Annotated in this window: 22 protein-coding genes and 1 pseudogene; 7 read left to right on the forward strand and 16 right to left on the reverse strand. The window is 73.8% G+C overall.

Annotated elements, in window-relative coordinates; genetic code table 11:
• Positions 1 to 32: 32 nt before the first annotated feature.
• The 5 genes from ACRRSS_RS25560 to ACRRSS_RS25580 form a co-directional block, all read right to left on the reverse strand.
• Entirely contained in the window at positions 33 to 653 is a 621-nt protein-coding gene (locus ACRRSS_RS25560) for a DsbA family protein (protein ID WP_435973454.1), read from the reverse strand.
• Between the two features lie 74 nt (positions 654 to 727).
• The gene (locus ACRRSS_RS25565; RefSeq protein WP_435973455.1) at positions 728 to 1,282 is read right to left on the reverse strand and encodes a DUF1697 domain-containing protein; all 555 of its coding nucleotides are present in this window, start codon (positions 1,280 to 1,282) and stop codon (positions 728 to 730) included.
• Positions 1,283 to 1,434: 152 nt separating this feature from the next.
• Entirely contained in the window at positions 1,435 to 2,730 is a 1,296-nt protein-coding gene (locus ACRRSS_RS25570; protein WP_435973456.1) for an ABC transporter substrate-binding protein, read from the reverse strand.
• A complete protein-coding gene (locus ACRRSS_RS25575) occupies positions 2,727 to 3,569 on the reverse strand; it encodes a carbohydrate ABC transporter permease (protein WP_435973457.1) in 843 nt (280 codons plus the stop codon). Before ACRRSS_RS25575 ends, ACRRSS_RS25570 begins: the two co-directional genes overlap by 4 nt.
• Positions 3,566 to 4,510, reverse strand: coding sequence for a carbohydrate ABC transporter permease (locus ACRRSS_RS25580; RefSeq protein WP_435973458.1), 945 nt, complete (start codon positions 4,508 to 4,510; stop codon positions 3,566 to 3,568). Before ACRRSS_RS25580 ends, ACRRSS_RS25575 begins: the two co-directional genes overlap by 4 nt.
• Before the next feature lie 178 nt (positions 4,511 to 4,688).
• Between ACRRSS_RS25580 and ACRRSS_RS25585 the strand changes: the two genes are divergently transcribed.
• Both ACRRSS_RS25585 and ACRRSS_RS25590 read left to right on the forward strand, forming a co-directional pair.
• Positions 4,689 to 5,546: a phosphotransferase gene (locus ACRRSS_RS25585; protein ID WP_435973459.1), complete on the forward strand. Its 858-nt coding sequence runs from the start codon at positions 4,689 to 4,691 to the stop codon at positions 5,544 to 5,546.
• 47 nt (positions 5,547 to 5,593) lie between these two features.
• Positions 5,594 to 6,415, forward strand: coding sequence for an alpha/beta fold hydrolase (locus tag ACRRSS_RS25590; protein ID WP_435973460.1), 822 nt, complete (start codon positions 5,594 to 5,596; stop codon positions 6,413 to 6,415).
• Positions 6,416 to 6,422: 7 nt separating this feature from the next.
• Here the strand turns inward: ACRRSS_RS25590 and ACRRSS_RS25595 are convergent, their stop codons facing one another.
• The 3 genes and pseudogenes from ACRRSS_RS25595 to ACRRSS_RS25605 all read right to left on the reverse strand — a co-directional run.
• Positions 6,423 to 7,148, reverse strand: a complete 726-nt coding sequence (locus ACRRSS_RS25595) for a 3'-5' exonuclease (protein ID WP_435973461.1) — start codon at positions 7,146 to 7,148, stop codon at positions 6,423 to 6,425.
• 86 nt (positions 7,149 to 7,234) lie between these two features.
• Complete coding sequence (locus ACRRSS_RS25600) at positions 7,235 to 8,518, reverse strand: SAV2148 family HEPN domain-containing protein (RefSeq protein WP_435973462.1); 1,284 nt, start codon at positions 8,516 to 8,518, stop codon at positions 7,235 to 7,237.
• A 110-nt stretch (positions 8,519 to 8,628) separates the two neighbouring features.
• Positions 8,629 to 8,850: pseudogene (locus ACRRSS_RS25605) on the reverse strand (copper amine oxidase); the annotation flags it as partial.
• Between the two features lie 415 nt (positions 8,851 to 9,265).
• Here ACRRSS_RS25605 and glgX point away from each other — a divergent pair.
• The gene (gene glgX / locus ACRRSS_RS25610) at positions 9,266 to 11,386 is read left to right on the forward strand and encodes a glycogen debranching protein GlgX (RefSeq protein WP_435973463.1); all 2,121 of its coding nucleotides are present in this window, start codon (positions 9,266 to 9,268) and stop codon (positions 11,384 to 11,386) included.
• On the opposite strand, the gene ACRRSS_RS25615 is transcribed toward glgX, so the two are convergent.
• Entirely contained in the window at positions 11,355 to 11,600 is a 246-nt protein-coding gene (locus ACRRSS_RS25615; protein ID WP_435973464.1) for a hypothetical protein, read from the reverse strand. The genes glgX and ACRRSS_RS25615 overlap by 32 nt on opposite strands.
• Positions 11,601 to 12,041: 441 nt before the next feature.
• Here ACRRSS_RS25615 and treY point away from each other — a divergent pair, with 441 nt between their 5' ends.
• Positions 12,042 to 14,414 (forward strand): malto-oligosyltrehalose synthase, encoded by a 2,373-nt coding sequence (gene treY / locus ACRRSS_RS25620; RefSeq protein ID WP_435973465.1) that lies wholly within the window; start codon positions 12,042 to 12,044, stop codon positions 14,412 to 14,414.
• Between the two features lie 51 nt (positions 14,415 to 14,465).
• Here treY and ACRRSS_RS25625 read toward each other — a convergent pair whose 3' ends face one another.
• Positions 14,466 to 15,785, reverse strand: a complete 1,320-nt coding sequence (locus ACRRSS_RS25625; protein ID WP_435973466.1) for a cytochrome P450 — start codon at positions 15,783 to 15,785, stop codon at positions 14,466 to 14,468.
• Between the two features lie 168 nt (positions 15,786 to 15,953).
• On the reverse strand, positions 15,954 to 16,502 hold the full coding sequence (locus ACRRSS_RS25630) for an FHA domain-containing protein (protein WP_435973467.1): 549 nt from the start codon (positions 16,500 to 16,502) through the stop codon (positions 15,954 to 15,956).
• Between the two features lie 134 nt (positions 16,503 to 16,636).
• On the opposite strand from ACRRSS_RS25630, the gene ACRRSS_RS25635 reads away from it, so the two are divergent.
• A complete protein-coding gene (locus tag ACRRSS_RS25635) occupies positions 16,637 to 17,641 on the forward strand; it encodes a GNAT family N-acetyltransferase (protein WP_435973468.1) in 1,005 nt (334 codons plus the stop codon).
• A gap of 61 nt (positions 17,642 to 17,702) precedes the next feature.
• A complete protein-coding gene (gene treZ / locus ACRRSS_RS25640) occupies positions 17,703 to 19,454 on the forward strand; it encodes a malto-oligosyltrehalose trehalohydrolase (RefSeq protein WP_435973469.1) in 1,752 nt (583 codons plus the stop codon).
• A gap of 92 nt (positions 19,455 to 19,546) precedes the next feature.
• On the opposite strand, the gene ACRRSS_RS25645 is transcribed toward treZ, so the two are convergent.
• The 3 genes from ACRRSS_RS25645 to ACRRSS_RS25655 form a co-directional block, all read right to left on the reverse strand.
• Positions 19,547 to 20,704 (reverse strand): aminopeptidase P family protein, encoded by a 1,158-nt coding sequence (locus ACRRSS_RS25645; RefSeq protein WP_435973470.1) that lies wholly within the window; start codon positions 20,702 to 20,704, stop codon positions 19,547 to 19,549.
• Positions 20,705 to 20,778: 74 nt separating this feature from the next.
• Positions 20,779 to 21,735, reverse strand: a complete 957-nt coding sequence (locus tag ACRRSS_RS25650) for a hypothetical protein (protein ID WP_435973471.1) — start codon at positions 21,733 to 21,735, stop codon at positions 20,779 to 20,781.
• A 324-nt stretch (positions 21,736 to 22,059) separates the two neighbouring features.
• The gene (locus tag ACRRSS_RS25655) at positions 22,060 to 22,746 is read right to left on the reverse strand and encodes a nucleoside/nucleotide kinase family protein (protein WP_435973472.1); all 687 of its coding nucleotides are present in this window, start codon (positions 22,744 to 22,746) and stop codon (positions 22,060 to 22,062) included.
• Positions 22,747 to 22,812: 66 nt separating this feature from the next.
• Between ACRRSS_RS25655 and ACRRSS_RS25660 the strand changes: the two genes are divergently transcribed.
• A complete protein-coding gene (locus ACRRSS_RS25660) occupies positions 22,813 to 23,229 on the forward strand; it encodes a VOC family protein (RefSeq protein ID WP_435973473.1) in 417 nt (138 codons plus the stop codon).
• Between the two features lie 103 nt (positions 23,230 to 23,332).
• Here ACRRSS_RS25660 and ACRRSS_RS25665 read toward each other — a convergent pair whose 3' ends face one another.
• On the reverse strand, positions 23,333 to 23,674 hold the full coding sequence (locus ACRRSS_RS25665) for a hypothetical protein (RefSeq protein WP_351905842.1): 342 nt from the start codon (positions 23,672 to 23,674) through the stop codon (positions 23,333 to 23,335).
• Complete coding sequence (locus tag ACRRSS_RS25670; protein ID WP_435973474.1) at positions 23,671 to 24,321, reverse strand: DUF6232 family protein; 651 nt, start codon at positions 24,319 to 24,321, stop codon at positions 23,671 to 23,673. The genes ACRRSS_RS25665 and ACRRSS_RS25670 overlap by 4 nt, the downstream gene beginning before the upstream one ends.
• Positions 24,322 to 24,481: the final 160 nt, after the last annotated feature.

The following is a 24,481-nucleotide window of genomic DNA, read 5'->3' on the forward strand; positions in this document are numbered from 1 at the left end:
CCGGCGACGGCGAGGGGCGCGGGGCCCGCGTTCTAGCCGAAGTCCAGGCCGCCGGTGCGGGTCCGCTTGAGTTCGAAGAGGTCCGGGTGGCCGGCGAGGACCCGGAAGCTGTCGAAGAGTTCCGCGGCCCGTGCGCCGCGCGGGATCGCCCGCAGGACCGGACCGAACCAGACGGTGCCGTCGACGTGGATCGTCGGGGTGCCGACGTACCCCTCGGCGTCGGGGTCCCTGCCCGCGTCGTGGCTGCGGCGCACGGCCTCGTCGTGGGCCGGGTCGTCGGCGGCCGCGGCGAGTGCGGCGGGGAGTCCGAGTTCGGCGAGCGACTCGGCGATCACCGCGGGGAAGTCCTTCCGCTTCCGCTCGTGGATGCGGGTTCCGTACGCGGTGTAGAGCGGGCGCAGGACGGCGTCGCCGTGCTCCGCCGCGGCGGCGACCGCGACCCGGACGGGGCCGAGGGAGGCGTCGACGAGCTCGCGGTACCAGTCGGGCAGGGTGTTGCCCTCGTTGTGGACGTACAGGCTCATGACCTTGAAGCGGAGGTCGATGTCCCGTTCGCGCTCGACCTCCAGGATCCATCGGGAGGTGATCCAGGCGAAGGGGCAGACGGGGTCGAAGTAGAAGTCGACGGCGGGGCGGGGCTCGGTGGTCGTCATGGCTCGAATCTAGCCAGCGAGTGGCCTGCCCCTGTGGTCCAATCCGGAGCCCGGGGGGTGGGCCACTCGGGCCGTCAGCCCTCCCGGGTCATCTCCACCAGCTTGCGCACCGTGTTCCAGTTGCGGGCGGTGACGACCAGGCCCTCGAAGACGGACGGACGGCTGACGACGTCGCCCAGTCTGGAGCGGCCGAGGCCCTCGGGGACGTGGAGGTAGAGGACCCGGTCGCCGAGGGCGAAGGCCTCGGGGTGGAAGGCCTCCTGGTCGATCCCGGCGAGGCGCGCGGGGTCCGCGGGGCCGGAGAGGTAGAAGGCGTGGAGCTGCTTGCCGTCGAGGTCGGCGGCGGGGAAGGGGCAGGCGCCGGCGACGGCCGCGAGGTAGTCGCCGTCGCGGACGAGGCAGTCGACGCGGAAGCCGAAGTGGCTCTCGATCGCGTCCTCGACCTCGGCGGTGAGCCCGTCCTCGCCGGCGGCCGAGTCGGTGGTGAAGACGGCGTTGCCGCTCTGCAGATAGGTGCGGACGTGTCGGTGCCCGAGCCCTTCGAGGACGGAACGGAGTTCCGGCATCGGGACCTTGCGGTGCCCGCCCACGTTGATGCCGCGGAGCAGGAGCGCGTATGTCTGCGTCATGGGCCCAGCCTAGGCGGGCCACCGCGCCTCGTGGGGGGCGGCGCGGTGGCCGGTTCGAACACTGTCCGATCAAGGGTGGCCGAGAGAAGCCCCTTCACCCATCTGTGACTTATTCAACAAGGTTTCGTAATGACGGACCTCTCGCGACCCGATCATTTGCGCTGATAGCGGGCGAGCACCCGGTTGCCGTCCGCCTCCAGGCGTTCCCGGAGCTCGGCGGCGTCGATGGCGCCGCTGTAGTACTCCTGGAAGGCCGGGGTCGCCACCTTGTCCTTCCACTCCGGATATCCGCGCACCCCCTGCGCCGGGGCCGGCCGCAGGTGGGCGGCCATCGCCGCCCCGGTCGCCCAGCCGTCCCGGGCGGTGTGCAGGGACGGGTCGGCGAGCGCCGCCGTACCGGTGGGCAGCATCCAGTCGCCGCGCGCGAGCCGCACCATGTTCCCGGGGCGCAGGAAGAAGTCGAGGAACTCCGCCGCCTCCTTCTTGTACGGGCTGTCCTCTGCGATGGACAGGGTCTGCGGGGAGACGCCCTGGGTGGGTCCCGCGCTCCCGGCGGGGGCGGGCAGCACCGTCCACTCGAAGCCCCGCGGGGCCTGCTGCGCGATCTGCTGCCGGTAGGCGAAGCCGAGCGGGACCATGGCGTACTTGCCGGCGAAGAAGCCGGGCAGAGTGTCGGAGCCGCCGCTGCCGAGCGTGGTGCGCGGCGCGGTGCGGTCGACGACGACCTGGTCGCGCAGGGTGCCGGGGACGACGGCGTCCTCCTCGGTGAAGCGGACGGTCACCCGGCCGTCGGCCTCGCGGTGGAAGAGCCGGCCTCCGGCCGAGAGGCCGAGGTTGAGGCTGACCGAGACGGGTTCCTTGAGCGGCCAGGCGACGGCGTACCGGCCGGGTCCCATGCTCCGGGTGAGTTCCTGGGCGACCTGCCGGAACTCGGTCCAGCTCCAGGGGCTCGCGGGGGTGGGGACGCGGACGCCGGAGGATTCCAGGATCTCGCGGTTGGCGATGATCACGCGCGGTTCCTGGAGGAACGGCACGCCGTAGATCCCGTCGCCGAAGGTGGTGGTCTCCCAGCCGCGGGCGGGGATGTCGGCCCTGAGCCGCTCGGAGAGGAGCGGGCGGAGGTCGGCGAGGTCGCCGCCGTAGGCGAAGTCGGCCAGGTCGTCGGAGGCGTCGTGGATGATGTCGGGCGCCTCGCCGCCCTCGAAGGAGGTGAGGAGCTGGTCGTGGACGGAGTCCCAGCTGCCCTGGACGTAGTCGATCTGGACGCCGGGGTGGGTGGCGTTCCACTCCTCCACCAGCTGCCGGTTGGCGTCGACGGACTCCTTCTGCCAGGCGAGGGACTGGAAGCGGAGCCGTACGACCCCGTCGTCGGGGCCCTCGTCCCCGGCGGTGCAGCCGGTGACGAGCAGGGCGAGCGCGGTGGCGAGGGTGAGGATCCGTCGTCTCACGACTTCACCGCCCCGGCCAGCGTTCCGCCGGTGATCCGTCTCTGCAGGAGGGCGAAGACCACGAGCGAGGGCAGGGTGGCGAGGAAGGCCGCGGCGGCCAGCGGGCCGAGGTCGGCGACGCCCTCGGCGCCGAGGAAGTGGGTGAGGACGACCGGCAGGGTCTGTTTCTCCGCGCTCTTGAGCAGCACGAGCGCGAAGAAGAACTCGTTCCACGCGGTGACGAAGGCGAAGAGCGCGGTGGCGACGATGCCGGGGACGAGCAGCGGCGCGGTGACGGAGACGAGGGTACGGAGCCGGCCCGCGCCGTCGACGGCGGCGGCCTCCTCCAGTTCGGCGGGGACGGCCCGGACGTAACCCATCAGCATCCAGAGGGCGAAGGGCAGCGACCAGACCACGTAGACCAGGACGAGGCCGAGGACGCTGTTGATCAGGTGCAGGTTCTTGAGGATCAGGAAGAGCGGGATGATCACCAGGACGAACGGGAACGCCTGGCTGACCACCACCCACCCGGTGGCCGCGCCCGCGAGCCTGCCCCGGTGGCGGGCCGTCACATAGGCGAGCGGCGTCGCGACGGCGACCGCGATCACGGCGGCGGAGACCGCGGCGACCAGGCTGTTGGCGGCGGCCCCGAGCAGCGGCTGCTCGTCGAAGGCCTGCCGGAAGTTGGCGAGCGTGGGGTCCTTCGGGATCCAGGTCGGGTGCGGCGAGGCCAGCTCGGGGGCGGGCTTGAAGGCGGTGGAGACCAGCCAGAGGAAGGGGAGGGCGAGGAAGCCCAGGTACGCGAGGAGGGCGAGGTACTGGCCGATCCGCGCGGGCCTGCTCGTCCGGAGGGCGCTCACCGGTCCTGGTCCCCTTTCAGACGGCGTACGAGGGAGAGGGCGATGAGCACCGAGACGGCGGCGACCATCACGCAGCCCATCGCGGCGGCGTAGCCGAACTGTCCGTACCGGAAGGCCTCCTCGTAGGCGAAGAGCATGGGGAGCCGGGTCCGGCCGCCCGGCCCGCCGTTGGTCAGGACGTAGACCAGGGCGAAGGAGTTGAAGTTCCAGATGAGGTTGAGGGCGGTGATCGCGAGGGCCACCGGTCTCAGCGCGGGCCAGGTGACCGCACGGAAGCGGCGCCAGGCTCCGGCGCCGTCGAGGGCGGCGGCCTCGTGGAGCTCGCGCGGGGTGTTCTGGAGTCCGGCGAGCAGGGCGACGGTGGTCTGCGGCATGCCGGCCCAGACGCCGACGACGATGACGGCGGGGAGGGCGGTGGCGAGCCCGGAGAGCCAGTCGCGGCCCTCGCCGAGGCCGAGGCTCCGGAGGGTCTCGTTGAGGATGCCGGCGTCGGGGTTGTAGACGAGCCGCCACATGATGCCGACGACGACCTCGGGCATCGCCCAGGGGACGATGGCGAGGGCCCGGGCCAGCCAGCGGAAGCGGAGTTCCTGGTCGAGGAGGAGAGCGAGGCCGAGGGCGAGCAGGAACTGGGGGACGGTGACGCCGACGGCCCAGACCACGCCGATGCGGAACGAGTCCCAGAAGAGGGTGTCGTGCAGCAGGTCCTGGAAGTTGAGGGTGCCCACCCACCGGGTGTCCGAGGTGCGGCCGGACTGGGCGTCCGTGAAGGCGAGCGCGATGCCGTAGAGCAGCGGGCCGACGCTGAGGACCAGGATCGGCAGGAGCGCGGGGAGCACCAGGAACCAGGCGCCGAAGTCGGGTCCGCGCGGGCGTGTCCCGTGGGCGGCGCGCGGGGTGCGCGTCCCGCCCGGCCGCTTCGTCGCGGTCACCGCGCCCATCGGTCCGACCCCCGTCCGCCGTCTCCCGGGCCGCGTCGGGGGACCCCCGGCGCGGCCGTGGAACCCCGTCATGGTCCTGACGGACCGGAAGGCCGTCAAGGCGACCTGCGCGGTGAACTGCGCGGATGCGAGACTTTGGCTCGATCACGCGGGTGGCGGCAGAGGCAGGGAGAGGACGATGGACGAGGCGCGGGCGCGGGAGATCCTGGCCGCGGCGGGGTTGCCGGTCGCGGAGGCGCGACTGCTGGCCCTCGGCGAGAACGCGGTCTTCGCCGTGGGGGATCTCGCCGTGAAGGTGGGCCGGGACGCCGAGGTGTTCGAGCGGGCCGAGCGGGAGCTGGCCCTCGCCGCCTGGCTCGCCGAGGCGGAGGTCCCGGCCGTGCGGGCCGCCGAGGAGAAGGCACGTCTGGTCGACGGGCACCCGGTCACCCTCTGGCACCGGCTCCCCGAGGCCGTGCGGCCCGCGGAGCCCCGTGATCTCGCGCCGCTGCTGCGGCGGGTGCACGCCCTGCCGGAGCCGGTGGGCTTCACGCTGCCGCGCCGTGAGCTGCTCGGCGGGGTCGAGCGGTGGCTGCGGCTCGCGGGGGACGCGATCGACCCGGCAGACGCGGCCTTCCTCCGGGAGCGCCGCGATGCCTTCGCCCCAGCGGCGGCCGCGCTCACTCCGCACCTGACGCCGGGCCCGGTCCACGGCGACGCCCTTCCCCGGAACGTGCTGGTCGGGCCCGACGGCCCGGTCCTGATGGACCTGGAGACCTTCTCCTCCGACCTGCGCGAGCACGATCTCGTGGTGCTCGCGCTCTCCCGGGACCGGTACGGCCTGGACCCGGCGGCGTACGGGGCCTTCACGGAGGCGTACGGCTGGGACGTGCGGGAGTGGGAGGGGTGCGCGGTGCTGCGCGGGGCGCGGGAGACCGCGAGCTGCGCGTGGGTGGCGCAGCACGCGCCGACGAACCCGAAGGCGCTCGCCGAGTTCGAGCGGCGGGTGGGCTCGCTGCGGGACGGCGACCCCGAGGTGCGCTGGTACCCGTTCTGACATCATGGGCAGCTGACCGAACCGGTGGGACAGGACGGGGTGTTGGGATGCGCGTGGAACTCTCCGAGGTGACGCTCGACGTCGAGGTGGCCGGTGAGGGACCGGCCGTGCTGCTGGTGCACGGCTTCCCCGACAGCCACCGTCTCTGGCGCCATCAGGTCCCGGCGCTCACGGCGGCGGGCTTCCGCTGCGTCGCCCCGACGCTGCGGGGCTTCGGCGCCTCGGACCGTCCCGAGGGCGGTCCGGAGGCGTACCACCCGGCCAAGCACGTCGGCGACCTGCTGGAACTGCTCGCCCGCCTGGAGATCGACCGGGTCCATCTGGTCGGCCACGACTGGGGTTCGGGAGTGGCCCAGGGCATCGCGCAGGTCGTGCCGGACCGGGTGGCGAGCGCCACGCTGATGTCGGTGGGCGCCGTCACGGCGATCCTCGGCGCCGGCTGGGAGCAGCGGCAGCGTCTGTGGCACCTGACGATGTTCCAGCACGAGGGGGCCGAGGAGTGGCTCTCCCGCGAGGACTTCGCGCATCTGCGCGACATGCTCGGCGAGCACCCCGACGTCGAGGAGGTCCTGGAGCCGCTGCGCGCTCCCGGCGCGCTGACCGCCGCCCTGAACATCTACCGTGCGGGGCTGCCGGTCGAGGCCCAGCTGGCCGCGCCGGTGGCGCTCCCCCCGCTGTCCGTCCCGGTCATGGGCGTCTGGTCTACCGGCGACCGGTTCCTCACCGAGCGGCAGATGACGGACACCGGCGCGCACGTCTCCGGTCCCTGGCGCTACGAGCGCGTGGAGGACGCGGGCCACTGGCTCCCGCTGGACCGGCCGGGGAGGGTGAACGACCTGCTGCTCTCCTTCCTCAAGGAGAACTCCTGAGGGCCCTTCACACGGCGGCCGCGACCGCCTCGCGCAGGGGCCACGTGGCGTCGACGACCGCCTCCGTGTCGCCCTTGCGCCGCAGGAAGGCCTGGAAGTTCTCGGCCCAGAGGCGGTACCAGCCGATCTGGCGCTCGTGGAGCTCGGCCGGGTCCAGCTCGGCGACCTCGGGGTGCCGCTCGGCTATCGCGACGGCCACCCGGACGGCGGCGAGCGCGTCGGCGGCGGCCTGGTGGGCGGCTTCGAGGACCACTCCGTACTCCCCGCAGACCGCTTCCAGGTTCCGCTTGCCGCGCCGGTAGCGGTCGACGGCCCGGTCGATGGTGTACGGGTCGACGACGGGCCCGATGGGGACGCCGCCGAGCCGCTCGGAGAGCGAGGGCAGTCCGTGGCGGCGCAGTTCGGCGGAGAGCAGCGTCAGGTCGAAGGAGGCGTTGTACGCCACGACCGGGACGCCGTCCTCCCAGTACGCGGCGAGCGCCCTCGCGATCTCGTCGGCGACCTCGCGCACCGGGCGGCCCTCGGCGGCCGCGCGCTCGGTGCTGATGCCGTGGATCGCGGACGCCTGTTCGGGGATGCGGATCCCCGGGTCGGCGAGCCAGTCGCGCCGGCGCGTGATCTGTCCCCCGCCGCCGACCTCGACGATCGAGGCCGTCACGATACGGGCCTCCATCGGTTCGGTGCCGGTCGTCTCCAGGTCGAAGCCGACCAGCGTTTCGCCGTGCCAAGCCATCGGGTCCTCCTTACGTGATCTCCCCCGTGGTGCTGACCACCCTCGCACGCACCACTGACAACGCCCCCGGACGCCCCCGTCGGGGGTCAGGAGACGGGCCGGGAGTCGAGCCAGACGGACTCGAACTCCTCCCGGTATGTCTCGAAAAGTCCGTGATCGCCGTCCCGGAGGCCCTGTCCGTGGCGCACCACGTTCCGCTCGCCGCCGCGCAGGACGAGCACCGGCGCCTCCATGCCCCGGGCCCGGCGCAGATAGGACTGCACGACGCCGACCCCGTCCGGTCCGTCGCCGTCCACCAGGTAGGCGGTGAAGCGCGGGGTCTCGTCGAAGACGTGGATCTGGAAGGCGCCCGGGTCTCGGAGCTTGGAGCGGACCCGGCGCATGTGGAGGATGTTCATCTCGACCGAGCGGCTCAGCTCGCCCTTCTTCAGGCCGAGTTCGCGCTCACGGCGCTTGACCGCGCTGCTCGCGGGGTTGAGGAAGAGGAGCCGGGTCCGGCAGCCGGACTCGGCGAGCCGGACCATGCGGCGGCCGGAGAAGTTCTGCACGAGCAGATTGAGACCTATGCCGGTGGCGTCGAGACGGCGGGCCCCGCCGAAGAGGTCCTCGGCGGGCAGCTGCCTCTGGAGGCGGACCCGGTCGGGGTGGACGGAGACCACGTCCGCGTACCGGTCCCCGACGAGGTCCTCGACCGCGTCCACGGGCAGCCGGTCGGCGGAGGGCGCCCCCGCGCCGCTGCCGAGGATCTCCAGGATGCGGGCGGAGGCCCGCTCGGACTGGGCGAGCACGGTCAGCGACAGGGCCCGGTTGCGGGAGACCACGTTGCGCGTGACCTCCAGCTCGTCGAGGGCGAGCTCGACCTCGCGCCGGTCGTCGAAGTAGGGCTCGAAGCAGGGCCAGTGCTGCACCATCAGCTCGCGCAGCTGCGGGAGCGTGAGGAAGCTGAGGACGTTGTCGTCGGCCGGGTCGAGGAGGTAGCCCTTGCGGCGCGAGACCTCGCGGACGGCGACGGCCCGCTGCACCCACTCCTGCCCGGCGGGGCCGGCCGCGGCCACCACCCACTCCTCGCCGTGCACGGGTTCGTACACGGGCCGCAGGACGGCGGCGACCACGGCGCGGAGCCTCTGTTCGACGAGGTTCAGCCAGATGTAGGCCCGTCCGGCGCGCTGGGCGCGGGTGCGGACCTCGCTCCAGGCCTCGGCGTCCCAGTCGAGCTCCGCCCCTATCTCGACCGGGCGGGCGACGGCGACGGTCCCGGGCGGCGCGGCACCCGGCGGCGTGACGGTGCCGGGCGGCGCCTCGGCGGGGTCGGCGGGACCCCCCTCGCGACCCGCATCACCTGGGGGCAGCTCCAGACCTCCCGAGCTCACCCGCGCACCGCCTTCTGCTCCTGGACGCCCGTGTCGACCGGTCCGACAACGATCAAGGAAGGGTACTCCGCGAGCGGGAGGCGGTGCAGCAGGATCGTCAGGCTCCTTCCTCAACTCCCCCGATCGGGCCGTCCGTTCCGGGAGGCGAGATCGGGCGGAGTGAGCGGATTCATAGCGGTTACGTCCCCGGGCGCGAGCTGGAAGCCCCGCCGGTGGACCGGCATCGCCTGCCGGCCCTCGTCCCGGGCGACGTGGTGGGACCCGATGTTGACCCAGACGGACGGTTTGACCAGAGTCTCCCCGTCGACCCATGTGTCCACGCTGCCACCGGCGCGGTGGCGGCGGTCGCGGGGCCGGCGGCGGCGCGGCGCCCCGCGCCTGTCCCCGTGTCCCGGTGCCGGACTCCGCCGCGCCGGTGCCGTCCGTCGCCGCCGTTCCTCCGCCCCCGCCGTTCCCCCCGCCGCGCGCGGTGCCCGCCGCAGGCCTGGGCCCGGTCTCCCCCACCGGGACCCCCGGCAGACCGACCGCGACCGCGACGGCGTTCCCCGTCACCGCCATGGCCGCTCCGGCCACCACCTTCCCGGGGTGGCGGCGCCCTATTTCGTACATACTTCCCCCTCTATCCCCCTCTTGTTCCGCGGTCACCCGGTAGGACGGGGCGAAGTCCTAGGACGTCGCCCCTCTTTCAGGCAATATCTGGCCGAAGAACAGCTCTAGAACCCGGACAGAAGAGGAAGAGTCATATCCATGCAGGTCTGGCCGGGACAGGCGTACCCCTTGGGCGCCACCTACGACGGAGCGGGAACCAACTTCGCGGTCTTCTCCGAGGCCGCCCACAGAATCGAGCTGTGTCTGCTCCATGACGACGGCTCGGAGACGGCTGTGGAGCTGCGCGAGAGCGACGCGTTCGTCCGGCACGCCTATCTGCCGGGCGTGATGCCCGGTCAGCGGTACGGGTTCCGGGTGCACGGCCCGTACGCCCCGGAGAGCGGGCTGCGCTGCAACGCGGCGAAGCTGCTCGTCGACCCGTACGCGCGCGCGGTGTCGGGTCAGGTCAAGTGGGGCGAGGCGGTGTACGGCTACCCCTTCGGGCGGCCCGACGCGCGCAACGACCTCGACTCGGGGCCGCACACGATGACCTCGGTCGTGGTCAACCCGTACTTCGACTGGGGCGACGACCGGCGCCCTCGCACCGAGTACCACCACACGGTGATCTACGAGGCCCATGTGAAGGGCCTGACGATGCTCCACCCGGACCTTCCGGAGGAGCTGCGCGGGACGTACGCGGGACTCGCGCACCCGTCGGTGATCGGGCACCTGAAGGAACTGGGCGTGACGGCGCTCGAACTGATGCCCGTTCACCAGTTCGTGAACGACCACCGGCTCGTGGACGCGGGGCTCTCCAACTACTGGGGCTACAACACCATCGGCTTCTTCGCCCCGCACAACGCCTACGCCTCCTGGGGCGACCGGGGCCAGCAGGTCCTGGAGTTCAAGTCGGCGGTACGGGCGCTGCACCAGGCGGGCATCGAGGTCATCCTCGACGTGGTCTACAACCACACCGCCGAGGGCAACCACCTGGGCCCGACGCTCTCCATGCGGGGCCTGGACAACCCCTCGTACTACCGGCTCGCGGACGACCCCCGGTACTACATGGACACCACCGGCACGGGGAACTCGCTGCTCATGCGCTCCCCGCACGTGCTCCAGCTCATCATGGACAGCCTGCGGTACTGGGTGACCGAGATGCACGTGGACGGCTTCCGCTTCGACCTGGCGGCCACCCTGGCCCGCCAGTTCCACGAGGTGGACCGGCTGTCCTCGTTCTTCGACCTGGTCCAGCAGGACCCGGTGGTGAGCCAGGTGAAGCTGATCGCCGAGCCCTGGGACGTCGGCGAGGGCGGCTACCAGGTGGGCAACTTCCCGCCGCTGTGGACCGAGTGGAACGGCAAGTACCGGGACTGCGTCCGGGACCTGTGGCGGGGCGAGCCGCGCACGCTCGCCGAGTTCGCCTCCCGGCTCACCGGCTCCTCCGACCTCTACCAGGACGACGGGCGGCGGCCGCTCGCCTCGGTCAACTTCGTGACCTGTCACGACGGTTTCACCCTCCGGGACCTCGTCTCGTACAACGACAAGCACAACGAGGCGAACGGCGAGGGCAACCGGGACGGCGAGAGCCACAACCGCTCGTGGAACTGCGGTGTGGAGGGTGACACCGAGGACGTCGGGATCGCCGAGCTGCGCGCCCGCCAGTCCCGCAACTTCCTCGCCACCCTGATGCTCTCGCAGGGGGTGCCCATGCTCAGCCACGGCGACGAGTTCGGACGCACCCAGGGCGGCAACAACAACGCGTACTGCCAGGACAACGAGGTGTCCTGGGTGCGCTGGCCGAAGGAGAACAACGCGGCGGAGACCACCCTGCTCCGCTTCACCCGGGCCATGGTGCGGCTGCGCCGGGACCATCCGGTCTTCCGGCGCCGGCGCTTCTTCCACGGCCGGCCCGTCGAGGGCACCCACGACGAGCTGACCGACATCGCGTGGTTCACGCCCGAGGGCGAGGAGATGACGGCCCGCGACTGGCAGGCGGCGCACGCCCAGGCGCTGACCGTCTTCCTCAACGGCAACGCCATCTCGGAGCCGGGCACCCAGGGGGAGCGGATCGCCGACGACTCCTTCCTGCTGATGTTCAACGCCTCGTCGAGGGAGCTGGAGTTCGCCGTCCCGGACAGCCACGGGGCCTGCTGGCGCACGGTGGTGGACACCTCCGACCCGGAGGGCATGCCGCCGCTGGAGGGCCCGGAGCTGGCGGGCGGCGAGCGGGTGACGCTCGCGCCGCTCAGCCTGACCGTTCTGCGCCGGCCGGTCTGAGGGAGGGCTCCTTCCCGACGGACGGTACGGGCCCGGCCCGTACCGTCCAGGAAAGCACCGCGCAGGCCACGGCCGCCCCCACCGCCACCGCGAAGGCGGCGGGGGCGCCGTGGCCTTCGGCGAGCCGTCCCGAGGCGGCCAGGGCGAGGGCCTGGCCCCCGACGATCCCGCTGGTGAGGAAGGCCATGGACTCGGCGAGCCGAGCGGCGGGCACGCTAGCCGCGCCCGTTCGGCGGCACCCGATCGGGTGGAGGCGGCGGGCTCCCGCCCCGTCGCCCGGGACGTCGGATGGAGGGCGAAGGCCGTCCCGCAGACGGTGAGCAGCAGGGCCGCGAGGAGGAGCGCGGCGGCGAGGTGGGCGGGGGCGGCGGCGAGACCGACGAGCGCGGGGCCGGGGACGAACGACACCCCGTCGAGGGTGCCGTCGAGGGAGAGCACCGTCCCGACCGCTCGTCTCGGCGACCAGGAGAAGGCTGCCGAGCTGGCACATGGCGGTGGGCAGCCGGCCGAGGAAGGACACGACGGGCAGGGCCCGGCCGAGCGGCGAGAGGGTGTCGCGATACGTCCTGAGCATCGGGCGAACGTAACGCGATGCACACGAACGGGTGCATGGGGCGATGACACAGAAGCCCTCCCGCGGGGTACGTACGTTCGCATGACCTCCCTCCCGTCCGGCTCCGCCTCCCCCTCCGCCCCGTCGCGTCCCGCCCTCCCGTCCGCCACCTACCGGCTCCAGCTCCAGCCCTCGTTCCCGTTCGCGGCGGCCGAGCGGGCCGTGCCGTACCTCGCGGAGCTCGGCGTCTCGCACCTCCACCTCTCGCCCGTCCTGGAGGCGGTGCCCGGCTCGACCCACGGGTACGACGTCACCGACCACCGGTCCGTGCGGGCCGAACTCGGCGGCGAGGAGGGGCTGCGGGCCCTCGCCGCGACCGCGCGGGCGCACGGTCTCGGCCTCGTCGTCGACCTGGTGCCCAACCACATGGCCGCCTCCGCCACGCACAACCACGCCCTCCGGGCGGTGCTCCGTGACGGCCCGTCGTCGCCGTACGCCCGCTGGTTCGACGTGGACCGGGAGGCGGAGGACGGCCGCCTGCTCCTTCCGGTGCTGCCCGCCCGGCTCCCGGAGGTCCGGGACCGCCTGCGGGTCTCGGGCGGGACGCTGCACCTGGACGGGCAGGAGTTCCCGCTCCGCCCCGGCACCGAGGGACTGCCGCTCGACGAGCTCCTCGACGCCCAGTGGTACCGCCTCGCGTGGTGGCGGCTCGCCCGTACCGAGCTCAACTACCGGCGTTTCTTCACCATCTCGGAGCTGATCGGGGTGCGGGTGGAGGACCCCGAGGTGTTCACCGCGACCCACGCGAAGATCGTCGAGCTGGTCGCGGACGGCGTGGTCGAGGGGCTGCGCATCGACCACCCGGACGGACTCGCCGACCCGCAGGGGTACCTGGAGGACCTGGCGGCGGCGACCGGCGGGCGCTGCTGGACGGTGGTGGAGAAGATCCTCACGGGACCGGAGACGCTGCCCGCCGCCTGGCCGGTCGCCGGAACCACCGGGTACGACGCCCTGCGGCACGTCGACGGGGTCTTCACCGACCCGGTCGGCGCCGACGAACTGGCCGATCTGTACCGGGAGTCCGTCGGCAAGGCCGGGGACAGGGGCGGCCGCTGGGACGCGACCGAGCGGCGCGCCGCCTACGAGGTGGTCGGTCACGACCTGGCCGCCGAGACGGCCGCGCTGACCCGGATGGCGGAGCGGATCTGCGCCGCCGACCCCGCCCTGCGGGACCACGCGCCCTGGGCGCTGCGCACCGCGGTCCGTGAGCTCCTCGTCCGGGTGCCGGTCTACCGTCCCTACCGGACCGGCGGCGAGCGGGTGCTGACCCCGGAGGCGGCGCGCGGCGCGAAGGCCGCCTTCGCGGTTCCGGAGGAGGCGGCGGCGGTCGACGTCGTACGGGACCTGGCGCTCGGGACGCTCGGCGACGGCCCCGCGCACCGGGCGTTCCGGGCCCGGTTCGCGCAGACCTCCTCGGCGCTGCGGGCCAAGTCCGTGGAGGACACCGCCTTCTACCGGTACACCCCGCTGCTCTCGGCGAACGAGGTCGGCGGCGACGCGGGACGCCCCGCCGTGTCCGTGGAGGAGTTCCACGCGTACTGCCTGCGGATCGCCCGGGACTGGCCCGGCACCGGCACCGTGCTCTCCACCCACGACACCAAGCGCAGCGCCGACGTCCGGGCCGCGATCGCGGTCCTCTCCCAGTGCCCGCAGGTGTGGGCGGAGCTCCTCGGGGAGGTGGCGGGGGTACCGGCACCCGACGCGCACGTGGCCTGGACGGCCTGGCAGACCGCGTTCGGCTTCGGCACGCCGGACCCGGACCGGCTCGGCCCCGCGATCCTCAAGTCCGTACGGGAGGCGGGGCTGCGGACCAGCTGGACCGAGCCCGACGAGGAGTACGAGCGGGCGGTGACGGAGTTCGCGGCGGCCGGTCCCGGCCGGATCCCGCTCCGCGCGGCCTCGGAGGCGGCTTTCGCCCTGGAGCCGCACATCCGGGCGCACGCGCTGGGCGCGCTCCTCACCCAGCTGACGATGCCGGGCGTGCCGGAGCTCTACCAGAACACCGAGCGGGAGTACCGGGCCCTGGTCGACCCGGACAACCGGGCCCCGTTCGCGACCGGCGCGGACGACGACCGTACGGCCCTGGTCCGCGCGGCCCTGGGCCTGCGCCGCGCGCGTCCGGAGGCCTTCGCCGCCACGGGCACGTACGTCCCCCTGGCCGCCGAGGGCCCGGCCGCCGCCCACTGCCTGGCCTTCAGCCGCTCCCACCAGGTGATCACCGCCGTCACCCGGCTCCCCCTGCGCCTCTGGGAGGCGGGGGGCTGGCAGGACACCGAGCTGGTCCTGCCGCCGGGCCGCTGGGCCGATGTCTTCGACGGCGTACGGGAGTTCACGGGCGGCCCGGCGACGGAGCTGAAGCTGGCGGAGCTGTTCGCCGACCGGCCGGTGGCGCTGCTCGCGCGGACGGCCGACTGAACGCCGGCGGCTCCGGGGCGCGGCGGACGGCCGCCCGCCGCGCCCCGGGGGTCAGCCGTGCGGACGGACGATCAGGGTCCGGGGCGCGCGGGTGATGAGACCGGCGGAGACGGGGCGGAAGCCCTCGGCGAGACGGAGCCGGGGCATGGCCGTGAACAGGGCCCGCAGCGCGTACTCGGCCTCCAGGCCGGCCAGGACGACGGCCGGGCAGAAGCCGCTCCCGTACGTGAGCTGGCCCGGGTCGTCGCGGAACGGGTCGAAGCGGTCGGGCTCGCGGAAGCGCTCCGGGTCCCGGCCCGCCGAGCCGACCAGCAGGGCGACGGACGCGCCGGCCGGGACGGCGCCCCCGCTCACCGGGACCTCCGCGCTCGTCCGGCGCACGGCGATCTGGACCGGCGGGTCCCGGCGCAGCGACTCGGCCCAGGCGCGGCCCACCAGGTCGGCGGGCGCGTCGCGAAGGGCGGCGACCTGGTCGGGGTCCGCGAGGACGTTGCCGAGGAACGAGGCCAGGGCCTTCTCCCGTACGGCGATCTGACCGCCGCACTCCCCCGCCAGGGCACCGGCCGCCCTGCCCCGCACCAGCCGCATCATGTCCCGGTACGGGACGCCGACGGCGGCGGCGACGGTTCCGGCGGGCAGCCAGTGGCAGAAGTCGGCGACCAGGTCGGCCTTCGGCCGCTCGGCGATCCGGCGTGCCAGGACGTAGGCGGTGCGTTCGGTGACCGAGCGGAGGGCCTCGACGTCGACGTCGACATGGGCCCGCGCGCACGGCGGGTCACCGGGCCGGTGTCCGTGCGTGAAGCGGCTGTCGGTGAGGGCGGCGGCCACGTCCGCGTACCGGCTGAGCACCCAGGCCCGCAGCAGCGGGTCGTAGGTGAGCGGGAACTCCTCGCGCAGGATCCGGTGGATCGCGTGCGGGTCGCGCGAGGCGCCGGGGTCGAGGGGGCTCGGCGCGACGGTCCTGGCGCCGGGGCCGTGGGCGCCGCCGCGTCCGGCGGGTCCCGCGGCGGTCGGATCGGGCACGGTCCGCACCCGGCCCGCCACGGGGGCGCGACCGCCCCGCACGGGGGTGCCCACGGGGGATGCGGCCGGGACGGGGGCGGCCCTGGGTGAGGAGGGGGCGGCGGGGGTGGCGGGGGCCTCCGGGGCGGTCTCGGGCGAGGAGGACCGGACGACCGTCCTCGCGCCCGTGCGGCCGGCGGTCCCGGGCGTTGCCGGGGCCATGGCCGGCAGCCGCGTCCAGGGGTCCCCCGGCGGCGTCTGCGGCCGGTCGTGCCCCGTGCCCGCCTCCGGCCGGTCGTGCCCCGTGCCCGTCTCCGGCCGGTCGTCGCCTATGCCTCGGCCCTGCTCGCGGTTCGGCTCGTCGGACATCGCGCCCCCTGTCGGTCGGCGGTGGGTGCCGCGGCCGGAGATCGTGGCGCGCGTCCCCCCAGCCCATCACCGGGCGCCCCGCACCGCCCGCCGCATACCGCCGAACGGGTGAACAGGTGAACGCGTGAAGGGGCGGACGAGAGGCCGAGGCAGCGGGGCGACTCGTGGCTAGTCGAGCGACAGCCGGAACGACATCTGGCCGAAGCCGACGACGTCCCCCGCCCGCACCACCACCGCGCCCGTGACCCGCCGCCCGTTCACGGTCGTGCCGTTCGTCGAGCCGAGGTCGCGCAGCACCCACAGCCCGCTCTGCAGCGAGAGCTCGGCGTGCAGCCGGGAGGCCGTCTCGTGGCTGAGCCGGAGTCCGTTGACCGGGTCACGGCCTATCCGCAGCGGATGCGGGCCGGGCAGAGGCAGCAGCAGCTTCGGCAGCCGCTCCGCGTGCCAGGCGTGCCCCAGCTTCGCCGTGAACGCGGACATCCGCTCGACCACGCCCACCACGCGCCGGGACCAGGTGCCCTCGGTCCTCAGGTCGGCGGTGAGCAGGGCGAGTTCGTCCGGTCTCCTGGCCTGGAGCGCGCGCTCCATCCGGAAGACGAACGTGTCGTGCGAGAGGCGGCCCTGCGCGGCGCCCTCACGGAGCAGCACCAGCGCGCGGTCCCGCTCGGCGTCGGTGAGCCGAGGGGTGTTCGCCGGAAGCTCGAAAGGGGTCGTCACACCCGTGATTGTCGGTCCGCCGGGCCCGAAGTGTCCAGAAGGGCCCCCGGCACGGAAACTCCGTACCCGTCGTTCAAGATCGCTGTTACCGTCTGCCGTCTTCCGAAACACCGATCCCCCGGGGGAAACACCACGTGACCACGCCCGACCAGCGCAACCCCGGCGGCGCCGCCGACCGCGACCTCGTCATACGTCCGCTCGCCGGACCCGAGGAACTCGACCTGTTCCTCCGTCTCACCTACACGCTCGACCACGAGGTGGCCGACGATCTCGCCACCGGCCGCCGCCGCCCCGAGTGGATGTGGGTCGCGCTCGACGGCGACCGCCTTCTCGGCCGGCTCTCCTGGTGGGTGAAGGCGGCCGGCGGCGAGCCCCAGATCCTCGACTTCCTCGACCTCGCCCCGGAGTTGTCGCCGGAGGAGCGCGTCGAGGTCGGCGTGCGGCTCCTGGAGACCGCCACGGCCGCCGTGATCCCGGCGGACCGGCAGCGCCCGGAGTTCGAGCGGTACATGCCGGCGGACTGGCGCGAGGTGCCGGAGACCCGGTCCGTCCTGGAGTCCGTCTTCGGCGCCCTGGAGCGGACGGGCGCCCGCCCTCTCGTCGAGCGGCTCCGTCTGGAGTGGCGGCCCGGCACCCCCGTACCGGAGCCGAAGGGCCGGCTGGAGTTCCGCCCGGTGCGGGACCGCGAGGACCTGGTCGCCCTGATGACCCCGGTGATGGAGGGCACCCTCGACGCGCACGGGCAGGCCGATCTGGCCTCCGGCCTGTCGCCGCGGGAGGCGGCCGAGCAGCACTACGACGAGGAGTTCGCGCACTACACCTCGCCCCGCGAGTGGTGGCGGGTGGCGCAGCTGCCGGAGAGCGGTGAGCCGGTCGGCTTCGTCGTCCCCGCGCGCAACAACTACCACCACACGATCGCGTACATCGGTGTGCTTCCGGCGCATCGCGGGCACGGCTACAGCGACGACATCCTGGCGGAGGGGACGCGGATCCTGGCCGCCGTCGACGTGCCCCGGATCCGGGCGGCGACGGACCTGGGGAACATGCCGATGGCGGCGTCCTTCGCCCGAACGGGCTATGCGACGTTCGAGCGCGCGATCAACTACGTGTGGGACGCGCCGGGCGTGGCGGACTCCTGACTGCCAGGATGGTCGCGGTAGTCAGTCGTGGAGTGACTGGTCCGTCGACGAGGGGATTCCCGTGCTCTTCGAGGTGTGGGCGCCGAACGCCCGTGACCGGGTGACGCTGGAGCTGAACGGCACCGGCCACCCCCTGGAGCGGGACGCCGAGCGGGCCGGCTGGTGGACGGGCGTGGTGCCCGCCGACGACGGCGACCGGTACGGCTACTCCCTGGACGGCGGGCCCGTGCTCCCCGACCCGCGCTCCCGTCGGCTGCCCGACGGGCCCGACGGGCTGAGCGCGGTCGTCGACCACTCCGCGTACGTCTGGCGCCACGACTCCCCGCGGCTGCGGCCGCGCGGCGCGGTCCTGTACGAGCTGCACGTCGGCACCTTCACCCCGGAGGGCACCCTGGACGCGGCGGCCACGCGCCTCGGGGAGCTGGCGGGCCTGGGCATCACCCATGTGGAGCTGATGCCGCTGTGCCCCTTCCCCGGGGTGCGGGGCTGGGGGTACGACGGGGTGGCGCCGTGGGCGGTGCACGAGCCGTACGGGGGTCCGGAGGCCCTGAAGCGGTTCGTGGACGCGGCGCACGGGCTCGGCATGGGCGTGGTCCTGGACGTGGTCCACAACCACCTGGGCCCTTCCGGCAATTACCTTCCGCCCTTCGGCCCGTACTTCACCGAGACCCACCACACCCCGTGGGGCGCGGCGGTGAACCTGGACGCGCCGGGCTCCGACGAGGTCAGGGCGTACTTCCGGGGCAGCGCGCTGGCCTGGCTGCGGGACTACCGGATCGACGGGCTGCGGCTCGACGCCGTGCACGCGCTCGCCGACACCCGGGCGCTCACCTTCCTGGAGGAGCTGTCGGCGGCCGTCGACGAGCTCGCGGGGGAACAGGGACGGCCGCACTTCCTGATCGCGGAGTCCGATCTCGCCGACCCGCGCACGACCACCCCGCGCACGCTCGGCGGGATCGGGATCCAGGCCCAGTGGAACGACGACTTCCACCACTCCCTGCACACCGCCCTGACCGGTGAGTCCCAGGGCTACTACGCGGACTTCGCGCGCGCCCCGATGGCGGCGCTCGCCAAGACCCTCACCCACGTCTTCTTCCACGACGGCACCTACTCGGCGTTCCGGGGACGCCGGCACGGGCGTCCCGTGGACCGGGAGCGCACCCCCGCCCACCGCTTCCTCGGCTACGCCCAGACGCACGACCAGATCGGCAACCGGGCGCTGGGCGACCGCCTTTCGGCCTCCGTCTCCCCCGGTCTGCTCGCCTGCGCGGCGACCCTCGTCCTGACCGGCCCGTCCGTCCCGATGCTGTTCATGGGCGAGGAGTGGGGCGCGACCACGCCCTGGCAGTACTTCACCGACCACACCGACCCGGAGCTGGCCGAGGCCGTACGGCGGGGCAGGCGGCGGGAGTTCGCGGAGCACGGCTGGGACGAGGACCAGGTCCCCGACCCGCAGGACCCGGCCACCCGGGACCGCTCCGTCCTCGACCGGAGCGAGCGCGAGCGTGACCCGCACAAGCGGCTCCTCGCCTGGCACCGCGAACTCATCGCCCTGCGCCGCACCCTGCCGGACCTGACGGACCCGGACCTGGCGGGCGTGAAGGTGGCCTTCGACGAGGAGGCCCGCTGGCTGGTCTTCCGCCGCGGGGTCCTGCGGGTGGCCGTGAACCTGGGCGGGGAAGCGGCGGTGATCCCCCTCGGCTCGAACGGCCGGGACCGGGTCCTGGCGGCCTGGGAACCGGTCCGGGCGCCGGCGGCGGACGGGGTCCTGCGCGTCCCCGCCGAGTCGGCGGTCGTCCTCACGGACGGCTGAACGGGCGGCTGAACGGGCGCCGGCCGGGGCGGGGCTGCCCGCCGGGCGGCGCCCGGCGGCCGGGCCACCGGGCCACCGCCCGAGGCGGTCGGCTACTCGACGATCGCCATCTCGTGCGGGGTGTTGTTGAAGCGGCGCCCCGCGCCGTCCTCCGTCGCCGTGACGATGTCCTCGATGCGGACGCCGAAGCGCCCCGGGAGGTAGACGCCGGGCTCGATGGAGAAGCACATGCCCGGCACGACGGGGAGTTCCTCGCCCTCGATCATGTACGGGGGTTCGTGTGTCGTCACACCGATGCCGTGGCCCGTGCGGTGGATGAAGTACTCGCCGTAGCCCGCGTCCGTGATGACCTTGCGGGCGGCCCGGTCGACGTCCTGGCAGGCCACCCCGGGGCGTACCGCCTCGAAGCCGGCCTGCTGCGCCTCGCGCACGAGGTCGTGGACGCGCCGCTCCTCGTCGGTCGGTTCGCCGACGTGGACGGTACGGGTGGTGTCGGAGCCGTAGCCGTGCTTGAGGCCGCCGAAGTCGAGGACGACCATGTCGCCGTGCTCGATGACCCGGTCGCCGGCCTCGTGGTGCGGGTTGGCGCCGTTGGGGCCCGAGCCGACGACAGTGAAGTCGACCTGCGAGTGCCCGAAGCGCAGGAGCAGCGCGGCGAGGTCGGCGGCGACGTCGGTCTCCCTGCGGCCCGCGAAGCGGACCGTGAGGATCTCGCCGTACGCCCGGTCGGCGGCGGCTCCGGCGGCCGCGATCCGGGCCAGCTCGTGCGCGTCCTTGACCCCGCGGAGCATCGGCAGGGCCTCGGTGAGGGAGACGTACGAGGTCCCCGGCAGGGCCTGCTGGAGGCCCAGGAGGTGCATGGCCCAGGCGTTGTCGCTGACGCCGAAGCGGCCGTCGACGTCGAGGAGGGGCGCGGTGACGGCGTACGGGTCCTTGCCGTCGGTCCAGTCCCGCAGGGTGAGCGCGGCGGCCCCGGCGGCCTTCTCGGCGTCGGGGGCCTCCAGGGTCGGGACGACGAGCACCGGTTCCTGTCCGGGGGCGATCACGAGGGCGGTGAGCCGCTCGGTGATCGCGGTGGGCTGGTAGCCGGTGAGGTAGACGAGGTCGGGGCCCGGGGCGACGATGACGCCCGCGAGCCCGGCGTCGGCGGCGGACTCGGCGGCGCGGGCCATCCGGGCCCGGTAGTCGTCCGCGGTGAAGGGCGCGACCTCTTCCGGTGCCTCCGGCTCCGGGGCGGGGCTGCTCGACATGGGTCTCTCCTCTTCGGGCCGCTGCGTCCTGGACGTACAGCATCCTGCCGGGCGCGGCGTCCGGCCGCGACCGGTCAGCGGCCCGGGCCCTGGGCGATGAGCCGTTCCAGGAGTTCCTGGAAGTCGTCGCCGACGACGATCCGCAGGTCCCCCCGCTCCTCGTCGTGCTCGCTGAGCTGGGTGAGCGTGCCGCCGCGCCACCAGAAGACGTACGGGCTGATCGCGCCCGGCGTGTCCTCGTACCCGGAGGCGGCGAATGAGGCCATCGCGCCGAGGGCCGGGATGATCGAGGTGTCCCGGATGGGGTGGAAGGCGAGCTGGTGCCGGAAGGGCAGGGCGACCAGGGCGCCGTGCTCCCCTATGGGCAGGCCGGTGACCCTGCGGACCACGCCGTCGAGGTCGAGGACGCGGCTCGCGGTGTAGAAGGAGTCGCCGAGGATGATCTCGAAGGACATGCCGTCGGCGTCGCGGACGGTCTCGTGCTCCTCGACGGGCAGCCCGCGCAGGTTGCGCAGGGCGCGGTCGCGCAGCTGGGCGTGGTCGCCGAGCCGGTCCAGGGCCTCGTCGGTGAGCATCATGACGCTCTCCGGCAGGTCGAGCGCGAGGACCTCGTAGAGCCCGGGGGCGACGGTCCTGGCATAGCCGAAGGCTGCGGCGTCGATGCCGTCGCCGCTGACGACCCGGGGGTAGAGCTGGGAGCGGATCTGCTCGGGCGGCAGGGTGTCGAGCGCGGACGGCCCGTCCATGGCGCGGACGACCAGACCGATGTGCCGGTGGATCATGCCCGGCCAGACGCGGGGGCCGCGCCGGTCCTGGTGGCAGACGGCGGCGAGGTTGCCGAGGCCGAAGCGGCGTCCCTTGTCGTCGACGACGTGGTCGGCGTAGACGCTGACCTCCAGGCCGAGTTCGGCGAAGGTCTCCCGGACCCGGCCGCGGAACATCGCGGCCTCGCGCTGTGAGAAGTACGCGAACTCGGGGTCCCTCGGTGCGTCGTCGCCGTCCCGCCTGGGTCCTCGTCGCAGCCACCCCACCCTGCCCGCCTTCCGTCGCCGTTGCGCACAGGGTAGCGACTGCCGGTGTCGGCTCTGGAGCCGTCGGGTGAACTCGGCCGCGGGGGAGCCGGGTTCGGCGTCCGCGCCGGCCAGGAGGAGGAGTTCGGCCCGGTGGACGGACGACGGTGACGTACGTGCGCGGGAAGCGGGGGTGCGGGCCCGCCCGGTCCCCACGGCCCCCCCTCCCCCGCACTCCCCGTGGCGGCCGGGCGGCGCGCGGCGGGCTCGGCCTGATGCGGGGGGGCAGGGGCCCCTGGGGCCTGCTTTCCGGATCGGGCCCGGTCCGGTCCGAGCCACGGGGCCCTAGTCCATCGTCACGATCAGGTGGGCTCGGGCGCGGCCGCGGGTCACCAGGCGGGCGTTCGCCTCGTCGGAGTCGTGGACCCAGCGTTCGGCGCGGGCCCGGTCCTTGCCGAAGCGGACGTGCCGCTCGACGAGCCGGGGGACGCGCCGGAGGTCGTCCAGGTCGAGGTACCAGGCCTCGTCGAGGAGGGGCAGGACCCCGGCCCAGGCGCCCTCGTCGTGCAGCAGGTAGTTCCCCTCGGTGACGACGAGCGGGACCTCGGGCCCGACGGGTACGGCCCCGGCGATCGGCTCCTCGACGGAGCGGTCGAAGGCGGGCGCGTAGACGGTGGTGCCGGGGACGGGGGCGCGCAGCCGGGCGAGGAGCGCGGTGTACCCGGCGGCGTCGAAGGTGTCGGGCGCGCCCTTCCGGTCGGCCCGTCCGAGCCGCTCCAGCTCGGCCTGGGCGAGATGGAAGCCGTCCATGGGGACGAGGACGGCGAGCCCGCCGAGGCGGTCGACGAGCCGCGCGGCGAGCGTGGACTTCCCGGCCCCGGGCGGACCGGCGAGCCCGAGGACACGGCGGGCGGCGGGGCGGTCGGCGCGACCTTGGACCGGTCCTCCCGTACCCCCTCCGGCCGGCCCCTCGGGCGGCTGGATGAGGGCACGCGCGCGGGCGGCCAGGCGCTCGAATTGTTGCGCGTCCATGACGGGCATTGTCACACCGGGCGTGCCGGTTGACGCGGGTAGATTCATACGTACTACGTTTGCCCCATGCCGTCCATCGCACTCGTGACCCTCGTCGTCCGTGACTACGACGAGGCCATCGCCTTCTACACCGACGCCCTCGGGTTCGACCTGGTCGAGGACACCGACCGGGGCGGCGGCAACCGCTGGGTGGTCGTCCGCCCGCGCGGCGCCGCCGGGGTCGGCGGCCTCGGCAACGCGGGCCTGCTGCTCGCCCGCGCCAAGAACGACGCCGAGGAGGCCTCCGTCGGCAACCAGACGGGGGGCCGGGTGGGCTTCTTCCTCCACACCGAGGACTTCGCCCGCGACCACGCCCGTATGACGGAGGCCGGTGTGAAGTTCCTGGAGGACCCGCGGCACGAGCCGTACGGCTCGGTCGCCGTCTTCGAGGACCTGTACGGCAACCGCTGGGACCTGCTCCAGCCGGCCGGCCCGGCCGCGTAGCGTAGTCCGCTCACGCGCACCGCGCACGACGGCCCGCCGATGATCTCGGCGGGCCGTCGTGCGCCCGGGCGGCGACGGCCCAGGGGCGCCCTGTCGGCCAGGCCTAGCCCAGCAACGGGATGAGCCGTCCCAGCGCTTCCACCACCGGCTGGCCCACCGCGCCGACGGCGGCCGCGATCTGCGCGACGGACGCCAGGACGATGCCGCGCTCGCGCAGGGCGGCGCGGTCGGGGGTGAGTTCGGGCAGGGCCTGTTCGATCGTCCGGTCCTGTTCCGGGGTGAGATGGGGGCGCAGCTGCCCGAGGAGGCGGGTCAGCTCCTCGACGGCGGCGCGGAGCTCGTCGCCCTGGGAGGCGGCGCCGACGGTGCCGTAGTTGATGCCGACGTTCTGGCGGCCGCCGTCCATGTTGACCACGGGGCCGTAGTTGTTGGTCGTGTCGCTCACAGGTTGATCCCCCTGTTGTTGCGGCCCCCGTTCATGTTGACCACGGGGCCGAAATTGTTCGTGTTGTTGCTGTTGAACTGCTGCACGATCGCCGTGAACTCGGCCTCCGGGTTGTCGATCGCGTACGCGATCCGCCCGGCGATCTCCCGGAGTTCGTCCACGCTCGGCAGGGTGACGTGCGCGACGGAGCCGCCGGCCGTCTCCACGGCCAGCACCGACCGCGCCGGCTCGAACAGCTCCTTGCAGAGGAACGCGGCCAGGGCGACCAGGACGACGAAGAGCAGGGGGCCGCCGCTGTCCCCGATGCCCTCCTCACCGCCGTTCACGGTGTTGATCACGGCGTAGACCACGACGGCGACGACGAGCCACTTCAGGAAGCGGAGGAGGGCCGCGCCCCGGTCGGGCTTGAGCCTGAAGGCCTCGACCCGGGTGATGTTGTGCAGCGGGATGGCAGCCGAGCCCACCCACAGGATCCGGCGGCTGACCTGGAGGATCAGGGTGCCGTCGCGCTGGACCGCCGGGGATCGCTCCCACGGCCGCTGGGGCGCCGGCTGAGGCGGGACCGTCGGGGGCGGGTTCCTCGGAGGTGGCGGCCCGGACGGCGCGGGCCCGGGTGGCGTCGGCCCGTTGTTTCCCGTGGAGTCCATGCGTTCCCCCGTGTCCTCGTCACTCGCACCCGCGCACCGCGGGAGGACCATTAAGCGCCCGAGGAGGACGGCGAGGCAGACGAGATACGGCCAACTCCCCATTCTGGCCGGTACTTGCCCCGCCCGCGCCTCGCCAGGGCGGACCGGCGGACCGCCCTCG

Origin of the sequence: Streptomyces sp. Qhu_M48 (genome assembly GCF_051305195.1) — a bacterium.
Lineage (GTDB): Bacteria > Actinomycetota > Actinomycetes > Streptomycetales > Streptomycetaceae > Streptomyces.

Bases quoted from the DNA above. Each gene is read 5' to 3' on its own strand.
- ACRRSS_RS25560 (WP_435973454.1), bottom strand. From the start codon at position 653: ATGACGACCACCGAGCCCCGCCCCGCCGTCGACTTCTACTTCGACCCC.
- ACRRSS_RS25565 (WP_435973455.1), bottom strand. From the start codon at position 1,282: ATGACGCAGACATACGCGCTCCTGCTCCGCGGCATCAACGTGGGCGGG.
- ACRRSS_RS25580 (WP_435973458.1), bottom strand. From the start codon at position 4,510: ATGGGCGCGGTGACCGCGACGAAGCGGCCGGGCGGGACGCGCACCCCG.
- ACRRSS_RS25585 (WP_435973459.1), top strand. From the start codon at position 4,689: ATGGACGAGGCGCGGGCGCGGGAGATCCTGGCCGCGGCGGGGTTGCCG.
- ACRRSS_RS25590 (WP_435973460.1), top strand. From the start codon at position 5,594: ATGCGCGTGGAACTCTCCGAGGTGACGCTCGACGTCGAGGTGGCCGGT.
- ACRRSS_RS25595 (WP_435973461.1), bottom strand. From the start codon at position 7,148: ATGGCTTGGCACGGCGAAACGCTGGTCGGCTTCGACCTGGAGACGACC.
- glgX (WP_435973463.1), top strand. From the start codon at position 9,266: ATGCAGGTCTGGCCGGGACAGGCGTACCCCTTGGGCGCCACCTACGAC.
- treY (WP_435973465.1), top strand. From the start codon at position 12,042: ATGACCTCCCTCCCGTCCGGCTCCGCCTCCCCCTCCGCCCCGTCGCGT.
- ACRRSS_RS25625 (WP_435973466.1), bottom strand. From the start codon at position 15,785: ATGTCCGACGAGCCGAACCGCGAGCAGGGCCGAGGCATAGGCGACGAC.
- ACRRSS_RS25645 (WP_435973470.1), bottom strand. From the start codon at position 20,704: ATGTCGAGCAGCCCCGCCCCGGAGCCGGAGGCACCGGAAGAGGTCGCG.
- ACRRSS_RS25655 (WP_435973472.1), bottom strand. From the start codon at position 22,746: ATGGACGCGCAACAATTCGAGCGCCTGGCCGCCCGCGCGCGTGCCCTC.
- ACRRSS_RS25660 (WP_435973473.1), top strand. From the start codon at position 22,813: ATGCCGTCCATCGCACTCGTGACCCTCGTCGTCCGTGACTACGACGAG.
- ACRRSS_RS25670 (WP_435973474.1), bottom strand. From the start codon at position 24,321: ATGGACTCCACGGGAAACAACGGGCCGACGCCACCCGGGCCCGCGCCG.